This window comes from Streptomyces sp. NBC_01591 (genome assembly GCF_035918155.1).
GTDB lineage: Bacteria > Actinomycetota > Actinomycetes > Streptomycetales > Streptomycetaceae > Streptomyces.
On record NZ_CP109327.1, the window covers coordinates 5,221,481 to 5,241,298 of the forward strand.

The 19,818-nt window shown below is 72.7% G+C and carries 21 protein-coding genes and 1 pseudogene; 16 read left to right on the forward strand and 6 right to left on the reverse strand.

The features are described 5' to 3' along the window. Positions 1–69: 69 nt before the first annotated feature. The 3 genes from OG978_RS24485 to OG978_RS24495 all read right to left on the reverse strand — a co-directional run bounded on the left by OG978_RS24485 (position 70) and on the right by OG978_RS24495 (position 2,407). Positions 70–579: a hypothetical protein gene (locus tag OG978_RS24485; protein WP_326767241.1), complete on the reverse strand. Its 510-nt coding sequence runs from the start codon at positions 577–579 to the stop codon at positions 70–72. Positions 580–833: 254 nt separating this feature from the next. After that, a complete protein-coding gene (locus OG978_RS24490; RefSeq protein WP_326767242.1) occupies positions 834–1,820 on the reverse strand; it encodes a CU044_5270 family protein in 987 nt (328 codons plus the stop codon). Then, positions 1,808–2,407, reverse strand: coding sequence for an RNA polymerase sigma factor (locus OG978_RS24495; RefSeq protein ID WP_326767243.1), 600 nt, complete (start codon positions 2,405–2,407; stop codon positions 1,808–1,810). Before OG978_RS24495 ends, OG978_RS24490 begins: the two co-directional genes overlap by 13 nt. Before the next feature lie 435 nt (positions 2,408–2,842). Between OG978_RS24495 and glmS the strand changes: the two genes are divergently transcribed. The 8 genes from glmS to OG978_RS24535 all read left to right on the forward strand — a co-directional run bounded on the left by glmS (position 2,843) and on the right by OG978_RS24535 (position 10,389). Then, on the forward strand, positions 2,843–4,690 hold the full coding sequence (gene glmS, locus OG978_RS24500; protein WP_326767244.1) for a glutamine--fructose-6-phosphate transaminase (isomerizing): 1,848 nt from the start codon (positions 2,843–2,845) through the stop codon (positions 4,688–4,690). Positions 4,691–4,710: 20 nt separating this feature from the next. Next, a complete protein-coding gene (locus tag OG978_RS24505) occupies positions 4,711–5,079 on the forward strand; it encodes a holo-ACP synthase (protein ID WP_326767245.1) in 369 nt (122 codons plus the stop codon). Positions 5,080–5,083: 4 nt separating this feature from the next. Continuing rightward, positions 5,084–6,535, forward strand: coding sequence for an NAD(P)H-hydrate dehydratase (locus tag OG978_RS24510; RefSeq protein WP_326767246.1), 1,452 nt, complete (start codon positions 5,084–5,086; stop codon positions 6,533–6,535). A 50-nt stretch (positions 6,536–6,585) separates the two neighbouring features. Further along, entirely contained in the window at positions 6,586–6,972 is a 387-nt protein-coding gene (locus OG978_RS24515) for a DUF488 domain-containing protein (RefSeq protein ID WP_326767247.1), read from the forward strand. Between the two features lie 97 nt (positions 6,973–7,069). Next, positions 7,070–8,224, forward strand: coding sequence for an alanine racemase (gene alr, locus OG978_RS24520; RefSeq protein ID WP_326767248.1), 1,155 nt, complete (start codon positions 7,070–7,072; stop codon positions 8,222–8,224). Between the two features lie 93 nt (positions 8,225–8,317). Then, positions 8,318–9,574, forward strand: a complete 1,257-nt coding sequence (locus OG978_RS24525) for an alpha/beta fold hydrolase (RefSeq protein ID WP_326767249.1) — start codon at positions 8,318–8,320, stop codon at positions 9,572–9,574. Continuing rightward, positions 9,543–10,073, forward strand: a complete 531-nt coding sequence (gene tsaE, locus OG978_RS24530; RefSeq protein WP_326767250.1) for a tRNA (adenosine(37)-N6)-threonylcarbamoyltransferase complex ATPase subunit type 1 TsaE — start codon at positions 9,543–9,545, stop codon at positions 10,071–10,073. Before OG978_RS24525 ends, tsaE begins: the two co-directional genes overlap by 32 nt. A 130-nt stretch (positions 10,074–10,203) precedes the next feature. Further along, positions 10,204–10,389, forward strand: coding sequence for a hypothetical protein (locus OG978_RS24535; RefSeq protein WP_326767251.1), 186 nt, complete (start codon positions 10,204–10,206; stop codon positions 10,387–10,389). A gap of 49 nt (positions 10,390–10,438) precedes the next feature. On the opposite strand, the gene OG978_RS24540 is transcribed toward OG978_RS24535, so the two are convergent. Beyond that, positions 10,439–11,002 carry a hypothetical protein gene (locus OG978_RS24540; RefSeq protein ID WP_326767252.1) on the reverse strand — a complete coding sequence of 188 codons (564 nt, stop codon included), beginning with the start codon at positions 11,000–11,002 and terminating at the stop codon, positions 10,439–10,441. Positions 11,003–11,155: 153 nt separating this feature from the next. Here OG978_RS24540 and tsaB point away from each other — a divergent pair, with 153 nt between their 5' ends. From tsaB to OG978_RS24560, 4 genes are read left to right on the forward strand one after another with little or no spacing between them, the layout of a single operon-like run. Further along, positions 11,156–11,818: a tRNA (adenosine(37)-N6)-threonylcarbamoyltransferase complex dimerization subunit type 1 TsaB gene (gene tsaB / locus OG978_RS24545; RefSeq protein ID WP_326767253.1), complete on the forward strand. Its 663-nt coding sequence runs from the start codon at positions 11,156–11,158 to the stop codon at positions 11,816–11,818. Continuing rightward, positions 11,815–12,330 (forward strand): ribosomal protein S18-alanine N-acetyltransferase, encoded by a 516-nt coding sequence (gene rimI, locus OG978_RS24550; RefSeq protein ID WP_326767254.1) that lies wholly within the window; start codon positions 11,815–11,817, stop codon positions 12,328–12,330. Before tsaB ends, rimI begins: the two co-directional genes overlap by 4 nt. Continuing rightward, positions 12,330–13,430 carry a tRNA (adenosine(37)-N6)-threonylcarbamoyltransferase complex transferase subunit TsaD gene (tsaD, locus tag OG978_RS24555; RefSeq protein ID WP_326767255.1) on the forward strand — a complete coding sequence of 367 codons (1,101 nt, stop codon included), beginning with the start codon at positions 12,330–12,332 and terminating at the stop codon, positions 13,428–13,430. Before rimI ends, tsaD begins: the two co-directional genes overlap by 1 nt. Next, positions 13,427–13,705 (forward strand): hypothetical protein, encoded by a 279-nt coding sequence (locus OG978_RS24560; protein WP_326767256.1) that lies wholly within the window; start codon positions 13,427–13,429, stop codon positions 13,703–13,705. The genes tsaD and OG978_RS24560 overlap by 4 nt, the downstream gene beginning before the upstream one ends. A gap of 8 nt (positions 13,706–13,713) precedes the next feature. On the opposite strand, the gene OG978_RS24565 is transcribed toward OG978_RS24560, so the two are convergent. Beyond that, a complete protein-coding gene (locus OG978_RS24565) occupies positions 13,714–14,463 on the reverse strand; it encodes a TetR/AcrR family transcriptional regulator (protein ID WP_326767257.1) in 750 nt (249 codons plus the stop codon). 90 nt (positions 14,464–14,553) lie between these two features. Here OG978_RS24565 and OG978_RS24570 point away from each other — a divergent pair, with 90 nt between their 5' ends. From OG978_RS24570 to OG978_RS24580, 3 genes and pseudogenes are all read left to right on the forward strand, one after another. Continuing rightward, the gene (locus OG978_RS24570) at positions 14,554–16,110 is read left to right on the forward strand and encodes an MFS transporter (protein ID WP_326767258.1); all 1,557 of its coding nucleotides are present in this window, start codon (positions 14,554–14,556) and stop codon (positions 16,108–16,110) included. 82 nt (positions 16,111–16,192) lie between these two features. Further along, a pseudogene (locus tag OG978_RS24575) lies at positions 16,193–16,441 on the forward strand (VOC family protein); the annotation flags it as partial. A 35-nt stretch (positions 16,442–16,476) separates the two neighbouring features. Further along, positions 16,477–17,142 carry a hypothetical protein gene (locus tag OG978_RS24580; protein WP_326767259.1) on the forward strand — a complete coding sequence of 222 codons (666 nt, stop codon included), beginning with the start codon at positions 16,477–16,479 and terminating at the stop codon, positions 17,140–17,142. Between the two features lie 136 nt (positions 17,143–17,278). Here OG978_RS24580 and OG978_RS24585 read toward each other — a convergent pair whose 3' ends face one another. Beyond that, positions 17,279–18,571: a THUMP-like domain-containing protein gene (locus OG978_RS24585; RefSeq protein WP_326767260.1), complete on the reverse strand. Its 1,293-nt coding sequence runs from the start codon at positions 18,569–18,571 to the stop codon at positions 17,279–17,281. A gap of 82 nt (positions 18,572–18,653) precedes the next feature. Here OG978_RS24585 and OG978_RS24590 point away from each other — a divergent pair, with 82 nt between their 5' ends. Beyond that, positions 18,654–19,685: a polysaccharide deacetylase family protein gene (locus OG978_RS24590; RefSeq protein ID WP_326767261.1), complete on the forward strand. Its 1,032-nt coding sequence runs from the start codon at positions 18,654–18,656 to the stop codon at positions 19,683–19,685. Positions 19,686–19,818 lie beyond the last annotated feature (133 nt).

A 19,818-nucleotide genomic window follows, 5' to 3' on the forward strand; every position in this document is an offset into this window, starting at 1 on the left:
CGGGAGTTTTGACGGAGTGGAGGGTGGGCTCGGTCACGTAGGGGAGGGCGATAGGGGTACCGCCGCCGTTCACGGCTGTGTGCCCACCTTCGTGCCCACCTTCTTCAGCACACAGAGCTTTCCGCTGTCGGGGTCGCCGATGAACGTCCACAGGACGGCGGAATCGGTCTTCCCCCTGGCCACGAGGCTGCCGCTGACATTGCCGGGGGCGAATTCCGTGGACAGCTCCGTCGCGCCGTCCAGGGTCGCGTACTCGGCGGACTCCCAGGTGCCGGTCCCGGTCATGGTGGAGGGGAAGCCGAAACCGGAGCTGTCGCCGGTGCGGGAGTCCGTGTAGTCGCCGCAGATGTTCGTGGCACTGAAGGTGCCGTCCTCGGCGAGGACGAGCCGGCCGCCGTGTTCGTCCTGCCAGGTGCCCCGCAGCTGGCTCCGCGTCAGCACGAGCGGCGGGCCGTCCGGCTCCGGGGGGACGCTCACGACGCGCAGGAGGAGCAGCAGGACGAACAGCCCCACGGGGACGAGCACCACGAGGACCGCCCCGATGCACAGCCCCACCACGACGGCGGTCCTGCTCGACATCCCGCGCTCGGGCGGAGGGGGGCCGGGGAACGGCTGGGAGGGCCGGAGACCCCATGGCAGACGTTGCGACGACGTGACTGGTCCTTCGGCGCGGGACATGCGCCCTCACCCCCAGATTCTCGGCCGGCCGGCCGAGAATCGGTGCCGGTCGGCGGCGACGCCATGATGCACCCGGCGTCACCTGCCGCTGTCGGCGGGGGCCGGTGTCCACACCCCTGTGGCGGACACCGGCCCCGGTTCACGACCCCGAGTGGTCAGGGCTTTTCGCCCTTGGCGTCGACGACGGCGGCCTTGATCCGCGCCTCGCTCGTGAGGATCTGTCCCGCCTTGAAGTGGAAGGTCTGGCGCTCCACCTTGCCGTCGGAGAGCGTGTACGCGTAGTCCTCGGCGACCACGAAACGCAGACCTGCGTAGCTGAAGTCGTGCGGGTCGAGCAGGATCTCCCGCTGCTCATGGCTGCCGTCCTCCTTCCGGGTGATGGCGATGGCCTCGCGCCCGGCCGCGTCCTTCACCAGGTGGTCGGTGACGTGCACGCCGGGGATGGTGGCCATGGCCCGGTAGATCCGGGCGAGGGCGTCCGGTGCGACCGGGTACGCCTCGGCCATCAGCCCGATCGCGCGGAAGCTGTGCTGGGCCTCGGCCTCGGGCGGGCTCTCGGCCGTGATGCCGGTCGGGTAGAACGAGCGGACCTTCGCCAGCAGCCGCGCCGGGTCGTCGGGCAGCTTGTCGGCGGCCCGGTAGACCTGGCGGGCCGTGCGGTAGTCGGAGTCCTTGCCGTTCTTGGCCGCGGCGGAGTTGTCGTACGGAACCCAGCTGTCGGGGTCGTGCGTGGCGGGCCCGACGGCCGCGCCGTTCTGGTTGCCCTGCGAGGCCACCTGCGCCGTCCTGGTGTAGATCCACTGGTCGTCGCGCGGCTCCGGCCCGGCCGGCTGCTTCTCCAGCGCGTCGGCGGCCCGGTTCAGCACCTCGGCCGGGTTGTCCAGCCGCAGGGTGCCGGAGGTGGACGCGGGTCCGGAGCGGGAGGGCGCGGCGGCGTCCCCGAGCTGGGTACCGAGCACGGCCGCCACGGTGATCGCCGCTGCCGCACCGGCCGCGGCGAACCGCCAGTCGGCCCGCAGCCGGCGGACGCGACGCCCCGAGGCCGCGGCCTCGGCGAGCCGCTGCCGGCCCGGGGCGAGCCTTCCACGGTCGGGAACGGGCACGTCCGCGCGGAGTTCGCGCAGCTGGGTCATTTCGTCCATGACGGGGTCAGCTCCATGGCGTCGGGCGTGAACGAGGGGTCCATGCGGAGGGCCTCGCGGACCTTGCGGCGGGCGCGGTTGAGCCGCGAACGTACGGTGCCGAGCGGGATGCCCAGCGCCTCGGCGACCTCCTGGTACCCGAGGTCGGCCCAGGCGACGAGCAGCAGCACATGGCGGTCGCCGGGCGAGAGTGCGGCGAGCGCCGTCGCCAGCGGTGCCTGGGTGGCGATCCGGTCGTCGGAACGGTCGCTCCAGGACGCGGCCACCGGGTCCTGACCGGTACGGGCCAGGGCCCGCAGCCCCCGCTCCTCGCTGCGCCGGTGCTTGCCGATGAGGTTCGCCGCGATGCCGTACAGCCAGGGACGGGCGCTGCGCCGGGAGCTGTCGTAGCGGCGCCGGGAGCGGAAGGCGACGAGGAAGGTCTCCGCCGTGATGTCGTCCGCCGCGCCCTCCCCGAGGCGGCGGGCGGCATAGCGGTGGATGTCCGGTGCGTGACGGTCGTAGAGCCCGGCGAAGATCTCGGGTTCCTCCAACGACTGCGCGATGACCTCGGCATCGTCGTCGGGGCTGGCCGGCGGTCCGGTCACATCGGCTCCTGGGGCTCGTCGGGTGGGCGTGTCACCCCTTGTTCCCCGCAGGGGCCGGAAAGGTTCACAGGGTATGCGGGGCGCTCACCGTTCCTGGCCGGTGTGCGTGAGTGGGTCCTGGACCCGCTGATGTGTGCTGGGCACATCCCGAACGGTGTCGGATGCACTGGGTCCCCGCTTTCGCGTCCCGTTCGGCGGCACGCCTCTTGGGGTGTGGTCCGTTGCGGGTGGGCGGTTTCCGTCGCGTCCTCGGGTGTCTGGTGGGGCCCGGGCGGTCCGAAGTGCTGGGCACCCCACACAGAGGTGTAGGCGGGGTCGACCGCGACAATGGCAAGGCCCTGCTCGGCGGCCATGGAGACCACGTCCTCCCTGCCGCCCCATTCACCTTCTGCGACGATGCGAAGAAGAGGGGTGAGTGACCACGAAAGGAACGGTATGTGCGGAATCGTTGGTTACGTCGGTGGGCAGTCGGCGCAGGACGTCGTCGTCGCGGGTCTCAAGCGCCTTGAGTACCGGGGCTACGACTCGGCGGGCATCGCCGTGCTCGCGGACGGCGGTCTGGCCGCCGCCAAGAAGGCCGGAAAGCTCGTCAATCTGGAGAAGGCACTGGTCGAGGCGCCGCTCCCGGCCGGGACCACCGGGATCGGGCACACCCGCTGGGCCACCCACGGCGCCCCCACCGACACCAACGCCCACCCGCACCTCGACAACGCGGGCCGCGTCGCCGTCGTGCACAACGGGATCATCGAGAACTTCGCCGCCCTGCGCGCCGAACTCGCCGAGCGCGGCCACGATCTGTCCTCCGAGACCGACACCGAGGTCGTCGCCCATCTGCTCGCCGAGGCGTTCTCCTCCTGCGCCGACCCGGCGGAGGCGATGCGGCAGGTCTGCCGTCGGCTGGAGGGCGCCTTCACCCTCGTCGCCGTGCACGCCGACGCGCCCGGCACGGTGGTCGGGGCCCGGCGCAACTCGCCGCTCGTGGTGGGGGTGGGGGAGGGCGAGTCGTTCCTGGCCTCCGACGTCGCCGCGTTCATCGCGCACACCCGCTCCGCGATCGAGCTGGGGCAGGACCAGGTGGTCGAGCTGCGCCGGGAGGGCGTCACCGTCACCGACTTCGACGGGCGGCCCGCCGAAGTCCGCAAGTACCACGTGGACTGGGACGTCTCCGCCGCCGAGAAGGGCGGCCACGACTACTTCATGCTCAAGGAGATCGCCGAACAGCCGAAGGCCGTCGCCGACACCCTCCTCGGCCGGATCGACGGCGCGGGCTCGCTCCACCTCGACGAGGTACGCATCCCGCCGCACGAGCTGCGCGAGGTCGACAAGGTCGTCATCGTGGCCTGCGGCACCGCGTTCCACTCCGGGATGATCGCCAAGTACGCCATCGAGCACTGGACCCGCATCCCCTGCGAGACCGAGCTGGCCAGCGAGTTCCGCTACCGCGACCCGATCCTCGACCACCGCACCCTCGTCGTCGCGATCTCGCAGTCCGGCGAGACGATGGACACCCTGATGGCCCTGCGGCACGCCCGTGAGCAGGGCGCGAAGGTCCTCGCCATCTGCAACACGAACGGCTCCACCATCCCCCGCGAGTCCGACGCCGTGCTCTACACGCACGCCGGGCCCGAGGTCGCCGTCGCCTCCACCAAGGCCTTCCTCACCCAGCTGGTCGCCTGCTACCTCGTCGCCCTGTACCTCGGACAGATCCGGGGCACGAAGTGGGGCGACGAGATCCGCACCGTCATCCGCCAGCTCTCCGAGATCTCCGGCGCGGTCGAACAGGTCCTGGAGACCATGGAGCCGGTACGCGAACTCGCCCGCTCCCTCGCCGGTCACGACACCGTGCTCTTCCTGGGCCGCCATGTCGGCTACCCCGTGGCCCTGGAAGGCGCGTTGAAGCTCAAGGAGCTCGCGTACATGCACGCCGAGGGCTTTGCCGCCGGTGAGCTCAAGCACGGCCCGATCGCGCTCATCGAGGACGGCCTCCCGGTCGTCGTGGTGGTCCCGTCACCGCGCGGCCGGTCGTTGCTGCACGACAAGGTCGTGTCGAACATCCAGGAGATCAGGGCCCGCGGTGCCCGCACCATCGTCATCGCCGAGGAGGGCGACGAGGCGGTCGTCCCGTACGCCGACCACCTGATCCGGATTCCCATTACGCCTACGCTGCTTCAGCCGCTGGTGTCGACCGTGCCGCTGCAGGTCTTCGCCTGCGAACTGGCCACGGCCCGCGGCAACGACGTGGACCAGCCGCGCAATCTGGCGAAGTCCGTGACCGTGGAGTAGCGAGGGATGAGGGAATACGCGTGATCATCGGGGTCGGGATCGACGTGGCCGAGATCGAACGGTTCGACGCGGCGCTGGAACGCACGCCGCAGATGGCCGAACGGCTCTTCGTGGAACGGGAGTTGCTGCTGCCCAGCGGCGATCGGCGCGGTATCGCCTCGCTCGCCGCCAGGTTCGCCGCGAAGGAGGCCCTCGCGAAGGCGCTCGGCGCGCCCGCCGGACTGCTCTGGACGGACGCCGAGGTGTGGGTCGAGGACAGCGGGCAGCCCCGGCTGCGGGTCCGCGGCACCGTCGCCGCCCGCGCCGCCGAGCTGGGCGTACGGCACTGGCACGTATCGCTCAGCCATGACGCGGGAGTGGCGTCGGCCGTGGTGATCGCGGAGGGTTGAGCACATGCGTACCGCCTACAGCGTTCAGACCGTACGGGCCGCCGAACAGGCCCTGATGGCCCGGCTGCCCGAGGGGGCGCTGATGCAGCGCGCCGCCGCGGGACTCGCGGCGGCCTGCGCCGATGTGCTGCGGCGGCGCGGCCGGGTGTACGGGTCCCGGGTCGTCCTCCTCGTCGGCAGCGGCGACAACGGGGGCGACGCGCTGTACGCGGGCGCCCGGCTCGCCCGTCGCGGCGCCGGCGTGCGCGCCGTGCTGACCTCGCCGGACCGCGCTCACGAGGGCGGCCTCGCGGCCCTGCTCGCGGCCGGCGGGCGGGTCGCGGAAGGCGCGGACGCCTGGGGCGGCCACATCGACCTCGTCGTGGACGGGATCACCGGCATCGGCGGCCGCGGCGGGCTCCGCCCGGGCGCCGCCGAACTGGTGCGGGCCTTCGCGGCGACCGGCGCGCCCCTCGTCGCCGTCGACCTGCCCAGCGGGGTCGAGGCCGACACCGGCGAGGTGCTCGGCGACGCGGTGCGCGCCGACGCGACGGTCACCTTCGGCACGTACAAGCCGGGCCTGCTCATCGACCCGGCCGCCGAACGGGCGGGCGCGCTGCGCCTCGTCGACATCGGGCTCGGGCCCGAACTGCCCGGCGTACCCGACCTGGAGGTGCTCCAGTACGCGGACGTCGCCGCGCTGCTGCCCGTTCCCGGTGCCGAGAGCGACAAGTACCGGCGCGGTGTCGTCGGCATCGTCGCCGGTTCCGCGCGGTACCCGGGGGCGGCGGTGCTGGCCGTCTCCGGGGCGCTGCGGGGCGGCGCGGGGGCCGTGCGGTACGTCGGTCCGGGCGCGGACGCGGTGATCGCCCGTCATCCGGAGACGCTGGTCCACGCGGGACCGCCGTCGAAGGCGGGACGGGTGCAGGCGTGGGTCGTCGGGCCCGGACTCGGTGACGGGACGGAGGCCGCCGAGGCGGTCCGGGACGTGCTGGCGGCGGATGTCGCGGTGCTCGTGGACGCGGACGGGCTACGGCTGCTGGACACCGATGCAGTACGGGCGCGCACCGCGCCGACCGTCCTCACCCCGCACGCCGGTGAGGCCGCCGCGCTGCTCGGCGCCCCGCGCGAGGAGGTCGAGGCGGGGCGGCTCGCCGCCGTACGGGAGCTGGCCGCCCGCTACCGCGCCACGGTCCTGCTCAAGGGGTCGACGACCCTGGTCGCCACCGACGACCCGGACACTCCCGTACGGGTCAATCCGACCGGCACCTCCTGGCTGGCCACGGCCGGCAGCGGCGACGTCCTCTCCGGACTCACCGGCTCCCTGCTGGCCGCGGGCCTCGCCCCGCGCGACGCCGCATCGGCCGGCGCCCATCTGCACGGACTCGCCGCCCGCCACGCCTCCGACGGTTCGCCCGTCGTCGCGCAGGACGTCGCGGAGGCGATCCCGGCGGCGTGGCGGGACGTACGGGCCTGAGTGATCCTGGGCGCAGCGGGGACCGACCGCAGCCGACAGGAGGGCCGACCGTGGGCAGCAGCAGCGAGGTACGCGTACGCCGGGTGTACGAGCCGAAGGAGGACGGCGACGGCACCCGCGTCCTCGTCGACCGGCTCTGGCCGCGCGGCGAGTCCAAGGAGAGGGCCGCGATCGACAAGTGGCTCAAGGACATCACCCCGTCGAACGAGCTCCGCGACTGGTACCACGAGGACCGCACCGCCACCCGCTACGACGAGTTCGTCGACCGCTACCGCGCCGAACTGGCCGACCCCGTCCACACGGTGGCTGTCCGGGAACTGGTCGAACTCGTCCGGGCGGGCGGCCCGGTGACACTGATCACGGCGGTCAAGGACGTACCCCACAGCCATGTCCCGGTCATCGTCGACCAGCTGGAACACGAGCTGCGCCATCACTGAGGTGCACGCCCGTCACAGGGCGGACGCCTTCTGCGGCGGGCCCCTTCCGGCCCGCCGCCCGAAGGCCCTGTCGTGCGCCTCTGAGAGACTGGGCGCGATGAACGAGACAGCGTCCTTGAGAGCCCGTGCCGAGATCGACCTCGCCGCATTGCGCGCCAACGTGCGTGTGCTGCGCGCGCGGGCGGCGGGCGCGCAACTCATGGCCGTCGTCAAATCCGATGCGTACGGGCACGGGGCGGTGCCCTGCGCCCGCGCCGCGCTGGAGGCCGGGGCGACCTGGCTGGGCACCGCGACGCCGCAGGAGGCGCTCGCCCTGCGGGCCGCCGGGCTCGGCGGCCGGGTGATGTGCTGGCTGTGGACCCCGGGCGGTCCCTGGCGCGAGGCGATCGAGGCCGACATCGATGTGTCGGTGAGCGGGATGTGGGCCCTGCGCGAGGTCGTCGCCGCGGCCACCGAGGCTGGCGTCCCGGCCCGGATCCAGCTCAAGGCCGACACCGGCCTCGGGCGCAACGGCTGCCAGCCCGCCGACTGGCCGGAGCTGGTCGCCGCCGCCCGTGCCGCCGAGAAGGCGGGCACCGTCCGGATCACCGGCCTGTGGTCCCACTTCGCCTGCGCCGACGAGCCCGGCCACCCCTCCATCGCCGCCCAGCTGGCCCTGTTCCGGGACATGGTGGCGCACGCGGAGAAGGAGGGCGTCGAACCCGAGGTGCGCCACATGGCCAACTCCCCGGCGACGCTGACGATCCCCGAGGCGCACTTCGACCTGGTCCGGACCGGGGTCGCGATGTACGGCATCTCGCCCAGCCCCGAGCTGGGCACCCCGGCCGACTTCGGGCTGCGTCCCGTCATGACGCTCATCGCGTCGGTCGCCCTGGTCAAGCAGGTGCCGCCCGGCCACGGGATCAGCTACGGCCACCACTACACGACCTCCGCCGAGACCACCCTGGGCCTGGTGCCGGTCGGCTACGCGGACGGCATCCCGCGCCACGCCTCCGGCCGGGCACCCGTCCTGGTCGGCGGCGTCACCCGGCGGATCGCCGGCCGGGTGGCCATGGACCAGTTCGTCGTCGACCTCGACGGGGACGAGATCGAGGTGGGCAGCGAGGCGGTGCTCTTCGGCCCGGGGGACCGGGGCGAGCCGAGCGCCGAGGACTGGGCGCAGGCCGCCGACACGATCGCGTACGAGATCGTCACCCGGATCGGCAGCCGCGTACCACGCGTGCATCTGCACGCGACCCCGGCCGAGTCCTGACCGATCGTGCACCGCTGACCAGGCACGATCTGATCACGACCGGAACAGACCAGCCCTGACCTGACGGATACGACCGATGAGGAGCGCGGCACGGTGAGCGAGATCGGTGCGGGGGACGCGGTGACGACGGCTGCTACGGCGGTCGGCTGGCGCCGGGCGGGTATCGCCGGAGCTGCCATAGGCGTGATCGCGGCGGGCGCGGCCGCCGGTGTCGCGGTCGAGCGGCTCACCGTCGGCCGGGGCATGCGCAGAAGGGCCAGGCTGGCGCTGGACGCCACCGGGCCGTACGGCTCGCTGCGCGGACTGCCGGGCCGGGCCGCCGCCGACGACGGCACCGAGCTGTACTACGAGGTCGACGAGGTCGAACCGGGCGGCGGCACGGGGTCCGCCGAGGGCGGCGGGGGCGACGCAGCCGGCCCCGGCACGCGCCGCCGCAGGCTCTTCGGCCGCAAGGCCCCCGCGCCCGTCACCGTGGTCTTCAGCCACGGCTACTGCCTCAGCCAGGACTCCTGGCACTTCCAGCGGGCGGCGCTGCGCGGTCTGGTCCGCACCGTCCACTGGGACCAGCGCAGCCACGGCCGCTCCGAGCGGGGCCGGGCCCAGGCGGAGGGCGTGACGGTCGGCATCGACCAGCTCGGCCGCGACCTGAAGGCGGTGATCGACGCGGCGGCCCCCGAGGGCAGGCTGGTGCTCGTCGGGCACTCGATGGGCGGCATGACGATGATGGCGCTCGCCGACCAGTACCCCCGGCTGATCCGGGACCGGGTCGCCGCCGTCGCCTTCGTCGGCACATCGAGCGGGAAGCTCGGCGAGGTCAATTTCGGGCTGCCGGTCGCGGGCGTGAACGCGGTGCGGCGGGTGCTGCCCGGGGTGCTCAAGGCGCTCGGCTCCCAGGCCGAGCTGGTGGAACGGGGCCGTCGGGCGACCGCCGACCTCTTCGCCGGGCTGATCAAGCGGTACTCGTTCGGTTCGCGGGACGTGGACCCGGCGGTCGAGCGGTTCGCCGAGCGGCTCATCGAGTCCACCCCGATCGATGTGGTCGCCGAGTTCTATCCGGCCTTCACCGAACACGACAAGAGCGGCGCGCTGCCCGCCTTCCGCGATGTCCCGGTGCTGATCCTGGCGGGCGACAAGGACCTGGTGACGCCCAGCTCGCACAGCGAGACCATCGCGGACCAGCTCCCGGACGCGGAGCTGGTCATCGTCCCGGACGCCGGCCATCTGGTGATGCTGGAGCACCCCGAGACGGTCACGGACCGGCTGGCGGACCTGCTGGTACGCGTCGGAGCGGTGCCGGCAACGGCTAACGTTGGCGGACATGGAAGCACCGCACAACAGCCTGGCGGCTGAGGTCGCCGAGGGCGCCGCGCCGGGCGCCGTCACCGTGAGCCTGGCCGTCGAGTCCCCCGAACAGATGCAGGCACTCGGCCGCCGGATCGCCGGGATCCTGCGGCCCGGCGACCTCGTGATGCTCACCGGCGAGCTCGGCGCCGGGAAGACGACGCTGACCCGGGGCCTCGGTGAGGGCCTCGGAGTGCGCGGCGCGGTCACGTCCCCCACCTTCGTGATCGCCCGCGTCCACCCGTCGCTGACCGGTGGCCCGGCGCTGGTCCACGTCGACGCGTACCGCCTGGGCGGCGGGCTCGACGAGATGGAGGACCTGGACCTCGATGTGTCGCTGCCGGAGTCGGTGGTGGTCGTGGAGTGGGGCGACGGCAAGGTCGAGGAGCTGTCCGACGACCGGCTGCAGGTGGTGATCGACCGCGCGGTCGGCGACACGGACGACGAACGGCGCGAGGTGACGCTGGTGGGGATCGGCGCGCGCTGGGCGGGACTGCGCGAGGTCTGAGCGCGGGGCCGGATTCCGACAGGCTGTCGGCAAATTGTTGCGCCGGGCGGTGCGGGCGTGGTCACATGGATGACGAGAGCGGGTTAGGTCTGCCTAACCACGCCTTCCATCGGAGCCTCGGGAGGCATCCATGACGACGTCCGCCGAACGTGAAGTGCCGCCGCCGCCATCGATGAAGGACCTGCTGGCGGCCTGTGCCGCGGCCACGGCGGTCTCCACACCGCCACCGCCTGCGGACGAGGCCGAGGACGACGAAGCCCCGGCCACCGCCCCCGCGCCCCGTTCTGGATCAGACCTCGAACGACGGGCGGGGTGAGACAACGGGCGGCCGGGGGCGTCCCGAGGGCCTGTCCGCCGGACAGGCCCTAGCGGACGACGACCACCTTCATGCTGACCATCGCGAAGTCCCACATCGCGTCCCCGTCGGCCCGGGACATTCGCACGCCACCGGTCTTCAGCGTCGGGTCCGGGCTCTCCATCGAGCCGTCCACCGCTGCGCTGAACCCGACGACCGCGTCGTCCACCGTCGCGAACCGCACCACGTGCTCGATCATCACGCCGTCCGAGCCCTTGGTCGGGGCGCCCGAGCGCGTCTCCACCTTGTAGGTCCCGGGCAGCGGGTTCAGCGCGCTCGGCATGACCTCGAACGTCCGGGTCACCTCCCCGTCCGCGTCGACCAGCCACACCCGGCGGTCGGCCAGGGCGTACACGACCCGCGTCCCGGTTCCTGAGCCCGCGGGGAGCGCGGCCGGGCGCGACTTCTCCTTGGGCTTCGCGTGCTCGGTGGCGGAGGCGCTGTGGGACGCCTTCGGCCTGGGGGCCGCGACGCTGTCGGGGGCGTTCGCCGATGCCTGATAGGCCAGGACACCGACCGCGACGAGCGCCGCCGCAGTGAGCCCGGCCACGATTCCCGAGCTGCCCCTAGACACCGTGCGCGCCCCTTTCGCTTCCGTATGTCGTACAAGCGTTTAGCGTTTACGTCGTACCCGCGTGTTCACGGTGACGGTAGCAGCCGGGTCCGGTGGTACCGGGACGCCGTACGGGGCGCCGTACCCCCGTCGGCGGAGCCGTAGGCTGTTTGCGTGCTCTTGCTCGCCGTGGATACCGCAACCCCCGCCGTCACCGTCGCCCTGCACGACGGGACCTCCGTCGTCGCCGAGTCCGGTCAGGTCGACGCCCGAAGGCACGGGGAGCTGCTGCTGCCCGCCGTCGACCGGGTCCTCGCCGAGGCCGGTGTGAAACTCGACGCCGTGACGGACGTGGTCGTCGGCGTCGGCCCCGGACCGTACACCGGGCTCCGGGTCGGCCTGGTCACCGCCGCGACCTTCGGCTCCGTTCTCTCCGTACCCGTGCACGGGCTGTGCACCCTGGACGGTCTCGCGTACGCCGCGGGCCTGGCCGGGTTGTCGGGGCCGTTCGCCGTCGCGACGGACGCCCGCCGCAAGGAGGTCTACTGGGCGAGATACGACGACGCGCGCACCCGGGTCACCGAGCCCGCCGTCGACCGGCCCGCCGACATCGCCGAACAGCTCGCCGGACTGCCCGTCGTCGGCGCGGGCGCGGCGCTCTACCCCGAGGCGTTCCCGGACGCCCGGGAGCCCGAGCACGTCAGTGCCGGAGCGCTGGCCGCCCTCGCCGCCGAGCGGCTCGCCGCGGGCGCGGAGCTGCTGCCGCCGCAGCCGCTCTACCTCCGCAGGCCCGACGCCCAGGTGCCGAAGAACTACAAGGTGGTCACCCCGAAGTGACGACCACGACTGCCGTTCTGCGCGAGATGCGCTGGTGGGACATCGATCCGGTGCTGGAGCTCGAACACGAGCTGTTCCCGGAAGACGCCTGGTCGGCCGGCATGTTCTGGTCCGAGCTGGCGCACTCCCGCGGCCCGCGGGCCACCCGCCGCTATGTCGTCGCCGAGGACCTGGCCACCGGCCGGATCGTCGGCTACGCGGGGCTCGCCGCGGCCGGCGACCTCGGCGACGTCCAGACGATCGGGGTCACCCGCGACCACTGGGGCGGCGGCCTCGGCTCCGTACTCCTTACCGACCTGCTGAAGCACGCCACGGCCTTCGAGTGCGCCGAGGTGCTCCTCGAGGTCCGCGTCGACAACACCCGGGCCCAGAAGCTGTACGAACGCTTCGGCTTCGAACCGATCGGCTTCCGCCGCGGCTACTACCAGCCGGGCAACATCGACGCACTCGTCATGCGCCTCCACGCACAAGAGCACGCACAAGAGCACGTACAGGAAACAGAGACTGACTGATGGCTGACGAACCGCTCGTACTCGGCATCGAGACCTCCTGCGACGAGACCGGCGTCGGCATCGTCCGGGGTACGACACTGCTCGCCGACGCCGTCGCGTCCAGCGTCGACACGCACGCCCGCTTCGGCGGCGTCGTCCCGGAGATCGCCTCCCGCGCGCATCTGGAGGCGATGGTCCCCACCATCGAGCGCGCCCTGAAGGACGCCGGGATCAGCGCCCGCGACCTCGACGGCATCTCCGTCACCGCGGGCCCCGGGCTCGCGGGGGCGCTGCTGGTCGGCGTATCGGCGGCGAAGGCGTACGCGTACGCGCTGAACAAGCCGCTCTACGGGGTGAACCACCTCGCCTCGCACATCTGCGTGGACCAGCTGGAGCACGGCCCGCTGCCCGAGCCGACGATGGCGCTGCTGGTCAGCGGCGGCCACTCCTCGCTGCTGCTCGCGCCGGACATCACCAATGACGTACGGCCGCTCGGCGCGACCATCGACGATGCGGCGGGCGAGGCCTTCGACAAGATCGCCCGGGTGCTGAACCTCGGTTTCCCCGGCGGCCCGGTCATCGACCGGCTGGCGAAGGAGGGCGACCCGAAGGCGATCGCGTTCCCGCGCGGTCTGACCGGCTCGCGCGATCCCGCCTACGACTTCTCCTTCTCCGGCCTGAAGACCTCGGTGGCCCGCTGGATCGAGGCCAGGCGCGCGGCGGGCGAGGAGGTGCCGCTACGGGATGTGGCGGCGTCCTTCCAGGAGGCAGTGGTGGACGTGCTCACCCGCAAGGCCGTCCGGGCCTGCAAGGACGAGGGCGTCGACCACCTGATGATCGGCGGCGGTGTCGCGGCCAACTCGCGGCTGCGGGCGCTGGCCGAGGAGCGGTGCGAGCGGGCCGGCATCCGGCTGCGGGTGCCGCGCCCCGGGCTGTGCACGGACAACGGCGCGATGGTCGCGGCGCTGGGCGCGGAGATGGTCGCCCGGAACAGGCCGGCCTCGGACCTGGAGCTGTCCGCGGACTCGTCGCTGCCGGTGACCGACACCCACGTACCGGGCGCTCATGCGCACGATCACGACCACGTCCACGAGATCAGCAAGGACAACCTCTACTCATGACCGTCGCCCTCATGTGGGAGGCCCGCGCCACCGGCGGCCGGGGCGCCGAGCTCCTGGAGTGGGCGCGGGCCCGTTCGGCCGAGCTGGCCCGTGAGCCGCTGCGCCGCGAGCTGCTGCGCGCCCCGCAGGACCGGGTCCTGGTCATCACCTGGTGGGAGGGCGCGTACGGCGACGAGCTGCCCGAACTCCCCGAACCGGACGCCGAGTTGATCACCCGCCCGGTGCACCGCTGGCGCTTCGAGTCCCTGGGGGCCACCGGGTCCGCCGCCGGCTGACCGGCCCCTCAGCCGGAGGTGGGCGCGGTACCCCGGCCGAGCAGCCCCCGGATGATCGCGTCGAGTTCGTCCGCCACCTCGTAGTCGGCGGCGTACGCGCGCCACTCGTCCTTGATCGCGACGAGCCGGGGCAGCGTCGCCGCGTCCTCCTCGGTCACCATCTCGGGGAAGTAGCGCCTGTTCGGCGGGTTCTGCGTGCGGCGCTCGGCGGCCCGGCGGAAGATCAGGTCGCCGTAGACGTAGCTCCAGATCGTCCGGTACGCGCGTACCGCCTGGGCCGGGGAGAGGCCGCAGGCGAGCGCCGAGTCGATGATCTCCTCGACCATCCACAGCGCGTTCCGGTCGGTCAGCTCGCCCAGCGCCAGGATGTCCAGCACCCACGGGAGCCGGCCCAGGATGTCGTGCATGTGCACGGCCACGGCGAGCAGCCGCTCGCGCGGGTCCTCGGGCAGCTCGGGGCGGGGGAAGGCGGCCGCGGTGCCCGACAGGGTGAGCATCAGCAGCTCGTCCTTGTCCTGCACGTAGTGGTAGAGCGCCATCGGCGTGGAGCCGAGCTCCTTCGCCACCCGCCGCATGCTCAGGGCGTCCACGCCCTCTTCCTCGATGATGCGGCGCGCGATGGCGACCATCGCGTCCGGGTCGAGCCTGCGCGGCCGCCCCACGGATCGTTTCGCCGGTGCCTGCTTTTCTGCGGGTGCCTGCTTCTTCGCCGGTGCCTGCTTCGTTGCGGGTGCCTGCTTCTTCTCTGTCCCTGACACCTGGGCATTGTCTCCCGTTCCACTGCTCCCGTTGCTTCCCGGGTCCCTCCGCGGCTAATTTCTATACGCGTATAGTAATGATTCGACCGGATGACCGCGAAGGAAGGGAAAGTCGTGAACGATCAGTCACGGCACACGCGTTGGCTGCTGTTGGTGGCCCTCATCGTGCAGTTCATGGTGGCGTTGGACATGTCCGTGGTGAACGTCGCGCTGCCGGACATGCGCAGCGATCTCGGCTTCACGCCGCAGGGGCTGCTGTGGGTGGTGAACGCCTATGCGCTGGCCTTCGGCGGGCTGCTGATGCTCGGCGGGCGGCTCGCCGATCTGCTCGGCAGCCGCCTGGTCCTGACGGCGGGCCTGGCGCTGTTCGGCGCGGCGAGCCTGGTCGGCGGGCTCGCCTGGTCGCCCGGCGCGCTGATCGCCGCGCGGGCGGTGCAGGGGGTCGGCGCCGCCGCGCTCGCCCCGGTCGCCTTCGCCCTGATCGCCCTGGCCTTCCCGGCCGGGCCCGCCCGCTCCCGCGCCCTGGGGCTGTGGGGCATGGCGGGCGCGGCGGGCGGTGCGGTCGGCGTGCTCGCGGGCGGGGTGCTCACCGATGCGGCGGGCTGGCGCGCGGTGATGCTGGTGAACGTGCCGATCGTGGCGTTCGCGCTGGTGGGGGGTATGCGCAGCGGACTGCGGGGCGGTCCGGCCCGGACCGGCGCCCGGCTCGATGTGGCGGGAGCGCTGCTGGCCACCGCGGGTACGACGCTGCTGGTCCTCGGACTCGTACGCACCTCGACCGACGCGTGGGGGTCGCCCCGGACGCTGGGCACGCTCGGCGCCGCCGTGCTGCTGCTGATCGCCTTCGTCGCCGTCGAACTGCGGACCCGCACTCCGCTGTTCCGCCCCGGCCTGCTGAAGGGGCGGCCGGTCCTGACCGCGAATCTCTTCTGCCTGCTGCTGAGCTCCGGGCAGTTCGCCGCGTTCTACTTCGTCTCGCTCTACATGCAGCAGGTGCTCGACTTCGGGCCGACCGCCGCCGGTATCGCCTTCCTGCCGTTCTCGGCGGGCGTCATCGCCGGCTCGCTCGTCGCCACCCGTACGGTCGCGGCGCTCGGCACCGGACGGCTGCTGGCGCTCGGTGGCTCCCTGGCCGCGCTCGGCCTCGCCGGATTCGCGGCGACCGCGCAGGCGGACGGCAGTTTCCTGTACTCGATCCTCGGCCCGTCCCTGGTCTGCAGCGTCGGCATCGGGATGTGCTTCGTACCGCTCGGCACGGCGGCCACGACCGATGTGGCGCCCGACGAGACGGGCATGGCCTCCGGGCTGCTGAACAGCGCCCGCCAGGTGGGCGGCTCGCTGGGGCTCGCGGTGCTGGTCACCGTCGCCGCCCGGGTCACCGGCGACGGAAGTCGTCCGGCCGACCTGGCGGCCGGGTACTCGGCGGCGTTCTGGGTATGCGCCGGGCTGCTCGCGGTCGCGGCACTGGCGGCCCTGGTGCTGCTCCCGGGGCGCGGGCGGACCGGCCCGGAGACTGCCTCGGCGGCCACCCCGGAGACCGCTCCGGAGACCGGGTCCGAGACCGCTCCGGTGGCCGGGCCGGAAAATTCTCAGAAGAACTTCCCGGGAGCTGTCGATCCGGCCGGGTCCCGCTCGACGCAAGGGTGAGAGGCGGGGAAAGCCCCCGGCCTGCCGACCTAGGAGTCACCATGCCGCGCTTCATGTCGCTGATCCGCATCGATGAGCAGACGAGGCGATCTCGCTCTCCGTGGACTGCGCCTCGCAGGAAGAGGTGGACACCCTGTGGGCCGAGTTCACCAAGGACGGCGAGGAGGGGCAGTGCGGCTGGCTCAAGGGCAAGTACGGCCTGTCCTGGCAGCTGGTGCCCCACGGGTTCGACGAGGCGTTCTCCGACCCGGACCCGGGCAGGGCGGAGCGGGCCATGAAGGCGATGATGGGCATGCGGAAGCTGGACCTGGAGGCGCTGCGCAACGCCTGAACAGGCCCGCGCGCGCGGTCGGTAGGGTCTGCCCCATGTCTCGCCGCGCACAACTGCCCCCACCGCCACCGCCCGTGGAAATACGTTCCTGGCCCGACCGGGAGGCCCTGCTCGCCGACCGGGCCGCGGTGCTCGGGGAGTTGGTGAAGGCACATGTCTCACCGGGCCGGCTGGCGATGCTGTGGCTGTGGGGAGCGCTCTGCGCGTTCGGCTGGCTGCTGGTGGGCTCGGCGCTGATCACCTTCGAGGAGTCGTACGACGTCATCAGCGCCGGGATCGGTGTGATCCTCGCCGCCGTGGGTGCAGGCTGCGTGGTGCCCGCGGTCATCCTCGTCGTCATCGGACTGCGCCGCGACCGCAGGATCCGCCGACTGCTCGACGCCTGGGGCGGGCTGGAACGCGATCCGGCGCGCGACGCGGTACTGCGGATGCCGGGCGCCTCCCTCGCCTGGCTGCTGATGTCCTTCGCGCTCTGCGCGGTCGGGCTGTACACCTGCATCGCCGTCCCGGCCGGCGGCGTGCTGGACGGCAGCGCGTACGGCCTGGCCGCCCTGGTCATGGGGCTCGGACTGATCTGCTGGATCATCGGACTGATCGGCGTCGTCAAGGCGTTCGCCCACCGGCGCTGGGTGCTGCGGGTACTGGTCGGGGCACCCGTTCCGGAGCCGCTGATCTCCGTCGGGGGCGGTGCCCACCGCTGACCGCGGACCTGTCCTGACGGGACACGGACGGGCTACATGGGTCACGCAGGGGGCCCTCAGCCGCTGTCGCAGGTGTACGCGGAGGACCTGACCGACCTCGCCTGACGGCCGCCCGGCCGCCCGGCCGCCCGGCAGGTCAGGCCGGGCCGGTCAGCGGGTGGCCGATCAGCATCGTCGGCGCTCCGGCCACCCGGGTCAGGAAGACCGTCGCGGAGTTCGGCCCCTGGAGCTTCATCCGGCGGCGCAGTTCCTCCGGTTCGACCGCCGAGCCGCGCTTCTTGACGGTCAGGACGCCCACCTTCCGCTCCCGCAGCAGCGCCTTCAACTTCTTCATGTTGAAGGGCAGGTGGTCGGTGATCTCGTACCCGGAGGTGTACGGGGACTCGTACGGCCGGTCGCTCGTGATGTACGCGATGGTCTCGTCGACCAGTCGGCCGTCGCACCGCGCGACGATGTCGGCGACCAGATGGGCGCGGATGACGGCGCCGTCGGGCTCGTACAGATAGCGGCCGACCGGGCCGACGGGCGGGGCGGGCAGCGGGGCCCCGGACCACAGGGTGGCCCCGGCCGGGAGCACGGTGGCGCGGTACGAACCGGCCGCGAAGCCCTCGCCGAACCAGAGCACCGCCTCCTTCACGTCGCCGCCGTCCGAGATCCACTCGGCCTCCGCCTGCGCCGGGATCGCCTCGTGCGGGATGCCCGGGGCGATCTTCAGTGCGGCGCGCGGGGCCGCGAGCGCGGCGCCGGTCGCCCAGGAGAGCGGCGGGGAGTACGCCTCGGGGTCGAAGATCCGGCCCCTTCCGCCGCGCCGGGCCGGGTCGACGAAGACCGCGTCGTAGGGCGAGGTGTCGATGTCGGCGACATCGGCGCACCGCACCTCGATCAGGCCGTCCAGGCCCAGCGCGGCGGCGTTGGCGCGGGCCACCTCGGCGGTCAGCGGGTCGCGGTCCACGGCGAGCACGGAGATGCCCGCCCGTGCGAGCGCGATCGCGTCGCCGCCGATCCCGCAGCAGAGGTCGGCGACAGCGCGCACCCCGCCCGCCTCCGCGAACCGCCGCGCGCGATGGGTGGCCACCGACGTACGGGTCGCCTGCTCGACGCCGTTCGGCGTGAAGAACATCCGGTACGCGTCCTCGGCGCCGAACTTCGCCACCGCCCGCTGCCGGAGCCGCGCCTGTCCCAGAGCCGCCGAGACCAGGGCGGCCGGGTGGGTGCGGCGCAGCCGGGTGGCGGTGGCGAGTTCCTGGGCGGGGTCGTACGACCGCAGCTCGTCCAGCAGCGCGGCGCCCTCGGGGGTGCGCAGGGCCATGAAGGCGGCGATGGCGTCTCCCCCGCTCGAGCGAAGCCGAGAGCTTGGGGAAGGGTCGTGGGCGTCGGACCGGTCGTCGGCGGACGGGTCGTTCGGGGCGAAAGCGTTCACCCGCCCCATTGTGAGCCAGCCGGGTAGACCGGCGGGCCCGGCGGCGGTGTCGGGCCGGGAGGCCGATCACGTGCTGGCAGTATGCGGCGCCATGCAGCTTGTACGACAAAAGGAAAAAAACACCACGAAGTGGCGCGGATCGGTCGCGCCCGATTCCGGACGGGGAGGGGGCTCCGGCGGGCACCGGCCCGCCTGCGCCGTCCTGGCCGCACTCCTGGTCGCCGCGGTCGGCTCCGGCTGCGCCTCCGGGGCCGGCGGGCAGGCGGGCGACACCGGGCACCGGGACCGGCCCCTTGCCGGGAACCCGGGCCAAGAACCCGCCGCCGGACACCCGGGCGGCCCCGGGCAACGTGCCGGTCAGGGCCGCGTACCCGGCGGAGCCCATGAGAACGCGCAGTTCAGCCCGGCCGTGCGGGCGGCGCTCGCCAAGAAGTGGGGGCTGGAGAAGCCGCCGCTGATCGCACCGCAACCGCCCGCCGTGAAACCGCGCATCACCACCCGCGAGGGCTTCGAGGTGGAGGGCGGCGACGACTCGCTGCCGCCGGTCTTCACCACCGTCCCGACCAAGGACCGCGTCGTCTTCCTGACGATGGACGACGGTTCCGAGAAGGACCCCGAGCTGTTGCAGATGATGGACGAGCTGGACATCCCGTACAGCGCGTTCCTCAGCGACTACGAGGTGAGCGACAACTACGGGTACTTCGGCGAGGCGCAGCGGCTGGGCGTCACCCTCAACAACCACACGCTCAACCACCCCTATCTGCCCGGACTCTCGTACGCCGAGCAGGAACGCGAGATCTGCGACCAGCAGGACATCATCGAGAAGCAGTTCGGGAAGCGCCCCATCCTCTTCCGCCCGCCGTACGGCAACTACAACGGGGACACGCTCCGCATCGCGAAGTCCTGCGGGATCAAGGCCGTGCCCCTCTGGAACGCCGAGGCGTTCCCGGACCGCATGGAGTGGCGCGAGGAGGACGAGGACCTGCACCCGGGCGACATCATCCTCACGCACTTCCGGGGCCGCGGTGAATGGGACGGCAGCATGGCCGACCTGGTCCGGGCGGTCATGAAGACCGTCACGGACCGGGGTTACGCGGTGGCCCGGCTGGAGGACTACGTATGAGAAACACGCACCGGCTGCTCGCCGGACTGCTGGTGGCCGGTGCGCTCCTCGCCACCACCGGCTGCGCCCAGTCGGTGGACCCGATCGAACGGCTGGGCCGCAAGGCCGCCCAGAAGGTGAACCACCCGCCGCG

Bases quoted from the DNA above. Each gene is read 5' to 3' on its own strand.
- OG978_RS24485 (WP_326767241.1), bottom strand. From the start codon at position 579: ATGTCGAGCAGGACCGCCGTCGTGGTGGGGCTGTGCATCGGGGCGGTC.
- OG978_RS24490 (WP_326767242.1), bottom strand. From the start codon at position 1,820: ATGGACGAAATGACCCAGCTGCGCGAACTCCGCGCGGACGTGCCCGTT.
- glmS (WP_326767244.1), top strand. From the start codon at position 2,843: ATGTGCGGAATCGTTGGTTACGTCGGTGGGCAGTCGGCGCAGGACGTC.
- OG978_RS24510 (WP_326767246.1), top strand. From the start codon at position 5,084: ATGCGTACCGCCTACAGCGTTCAGACCGTACGGGCCGCCGAACAGGCC.
- alr (WP_326767248.1), top strand. From the start codon at position 7,070: ATGAACGAGACAGCGTCCTTGAGAGCCCGTGCCGAGATCGACCTCGCC.
- tsaE (WP_326767250.1), top strand. From the start codon at position 9,543: ATGGAAGCACCGCACAACAGCCTGGCGGCTGAGGTCGCCGAGGGCGCC.
- OG978_RS24535 (WP_326767251.1), top strand. From the start codon at position 10,204: ATGACGACGTCCGCCGAACGTGAAGTGCCGCCGCCGCCATCGATGAAG.
- tsaD (WP_326767255.1), top strand. From the start codon at position 12,330: ATGGCTGACGAACCGCTCGTACTCGGCATCGAGACCTCCTGCGACGAG.
- OG978_RS24560 (WP_326767256.1), top strand. From the start codon at position 13,427: ATGACCGTCGCCCTCATGTGGGAGGCCCGCGCCACCGGCGGCCGGGGC.
- OG978_RS24570 (WP_326767258.1), top strand. From the start codon at position 14,554: ATGACCGCGAAGGAAGGGAAAGTCGTGAACGATCAGTCACGGCACACG.
- OG978_RS24580 (WP_326767259.1), top strand. From the start codon at position 16,477: ATGTCTCGCCGCGCACAACTGCCCCCACCGCCACCGCCCGTGGAAATA.
- OG978_RS24585 (WP_326767260.1), bottom strand. From the start codon at position 18,571: ATGGGGCGGGTGAACGCTTTCGCCCCGAACGACCCGTCCGCCGACGAC.
- OG978_RS24590 (WP_326767261.1), top strand. From the start codon at position 18,654: ATGCAGCTTGTACGACAAAAGGAAAAAAACACCACGAAGTGGCGCGGA.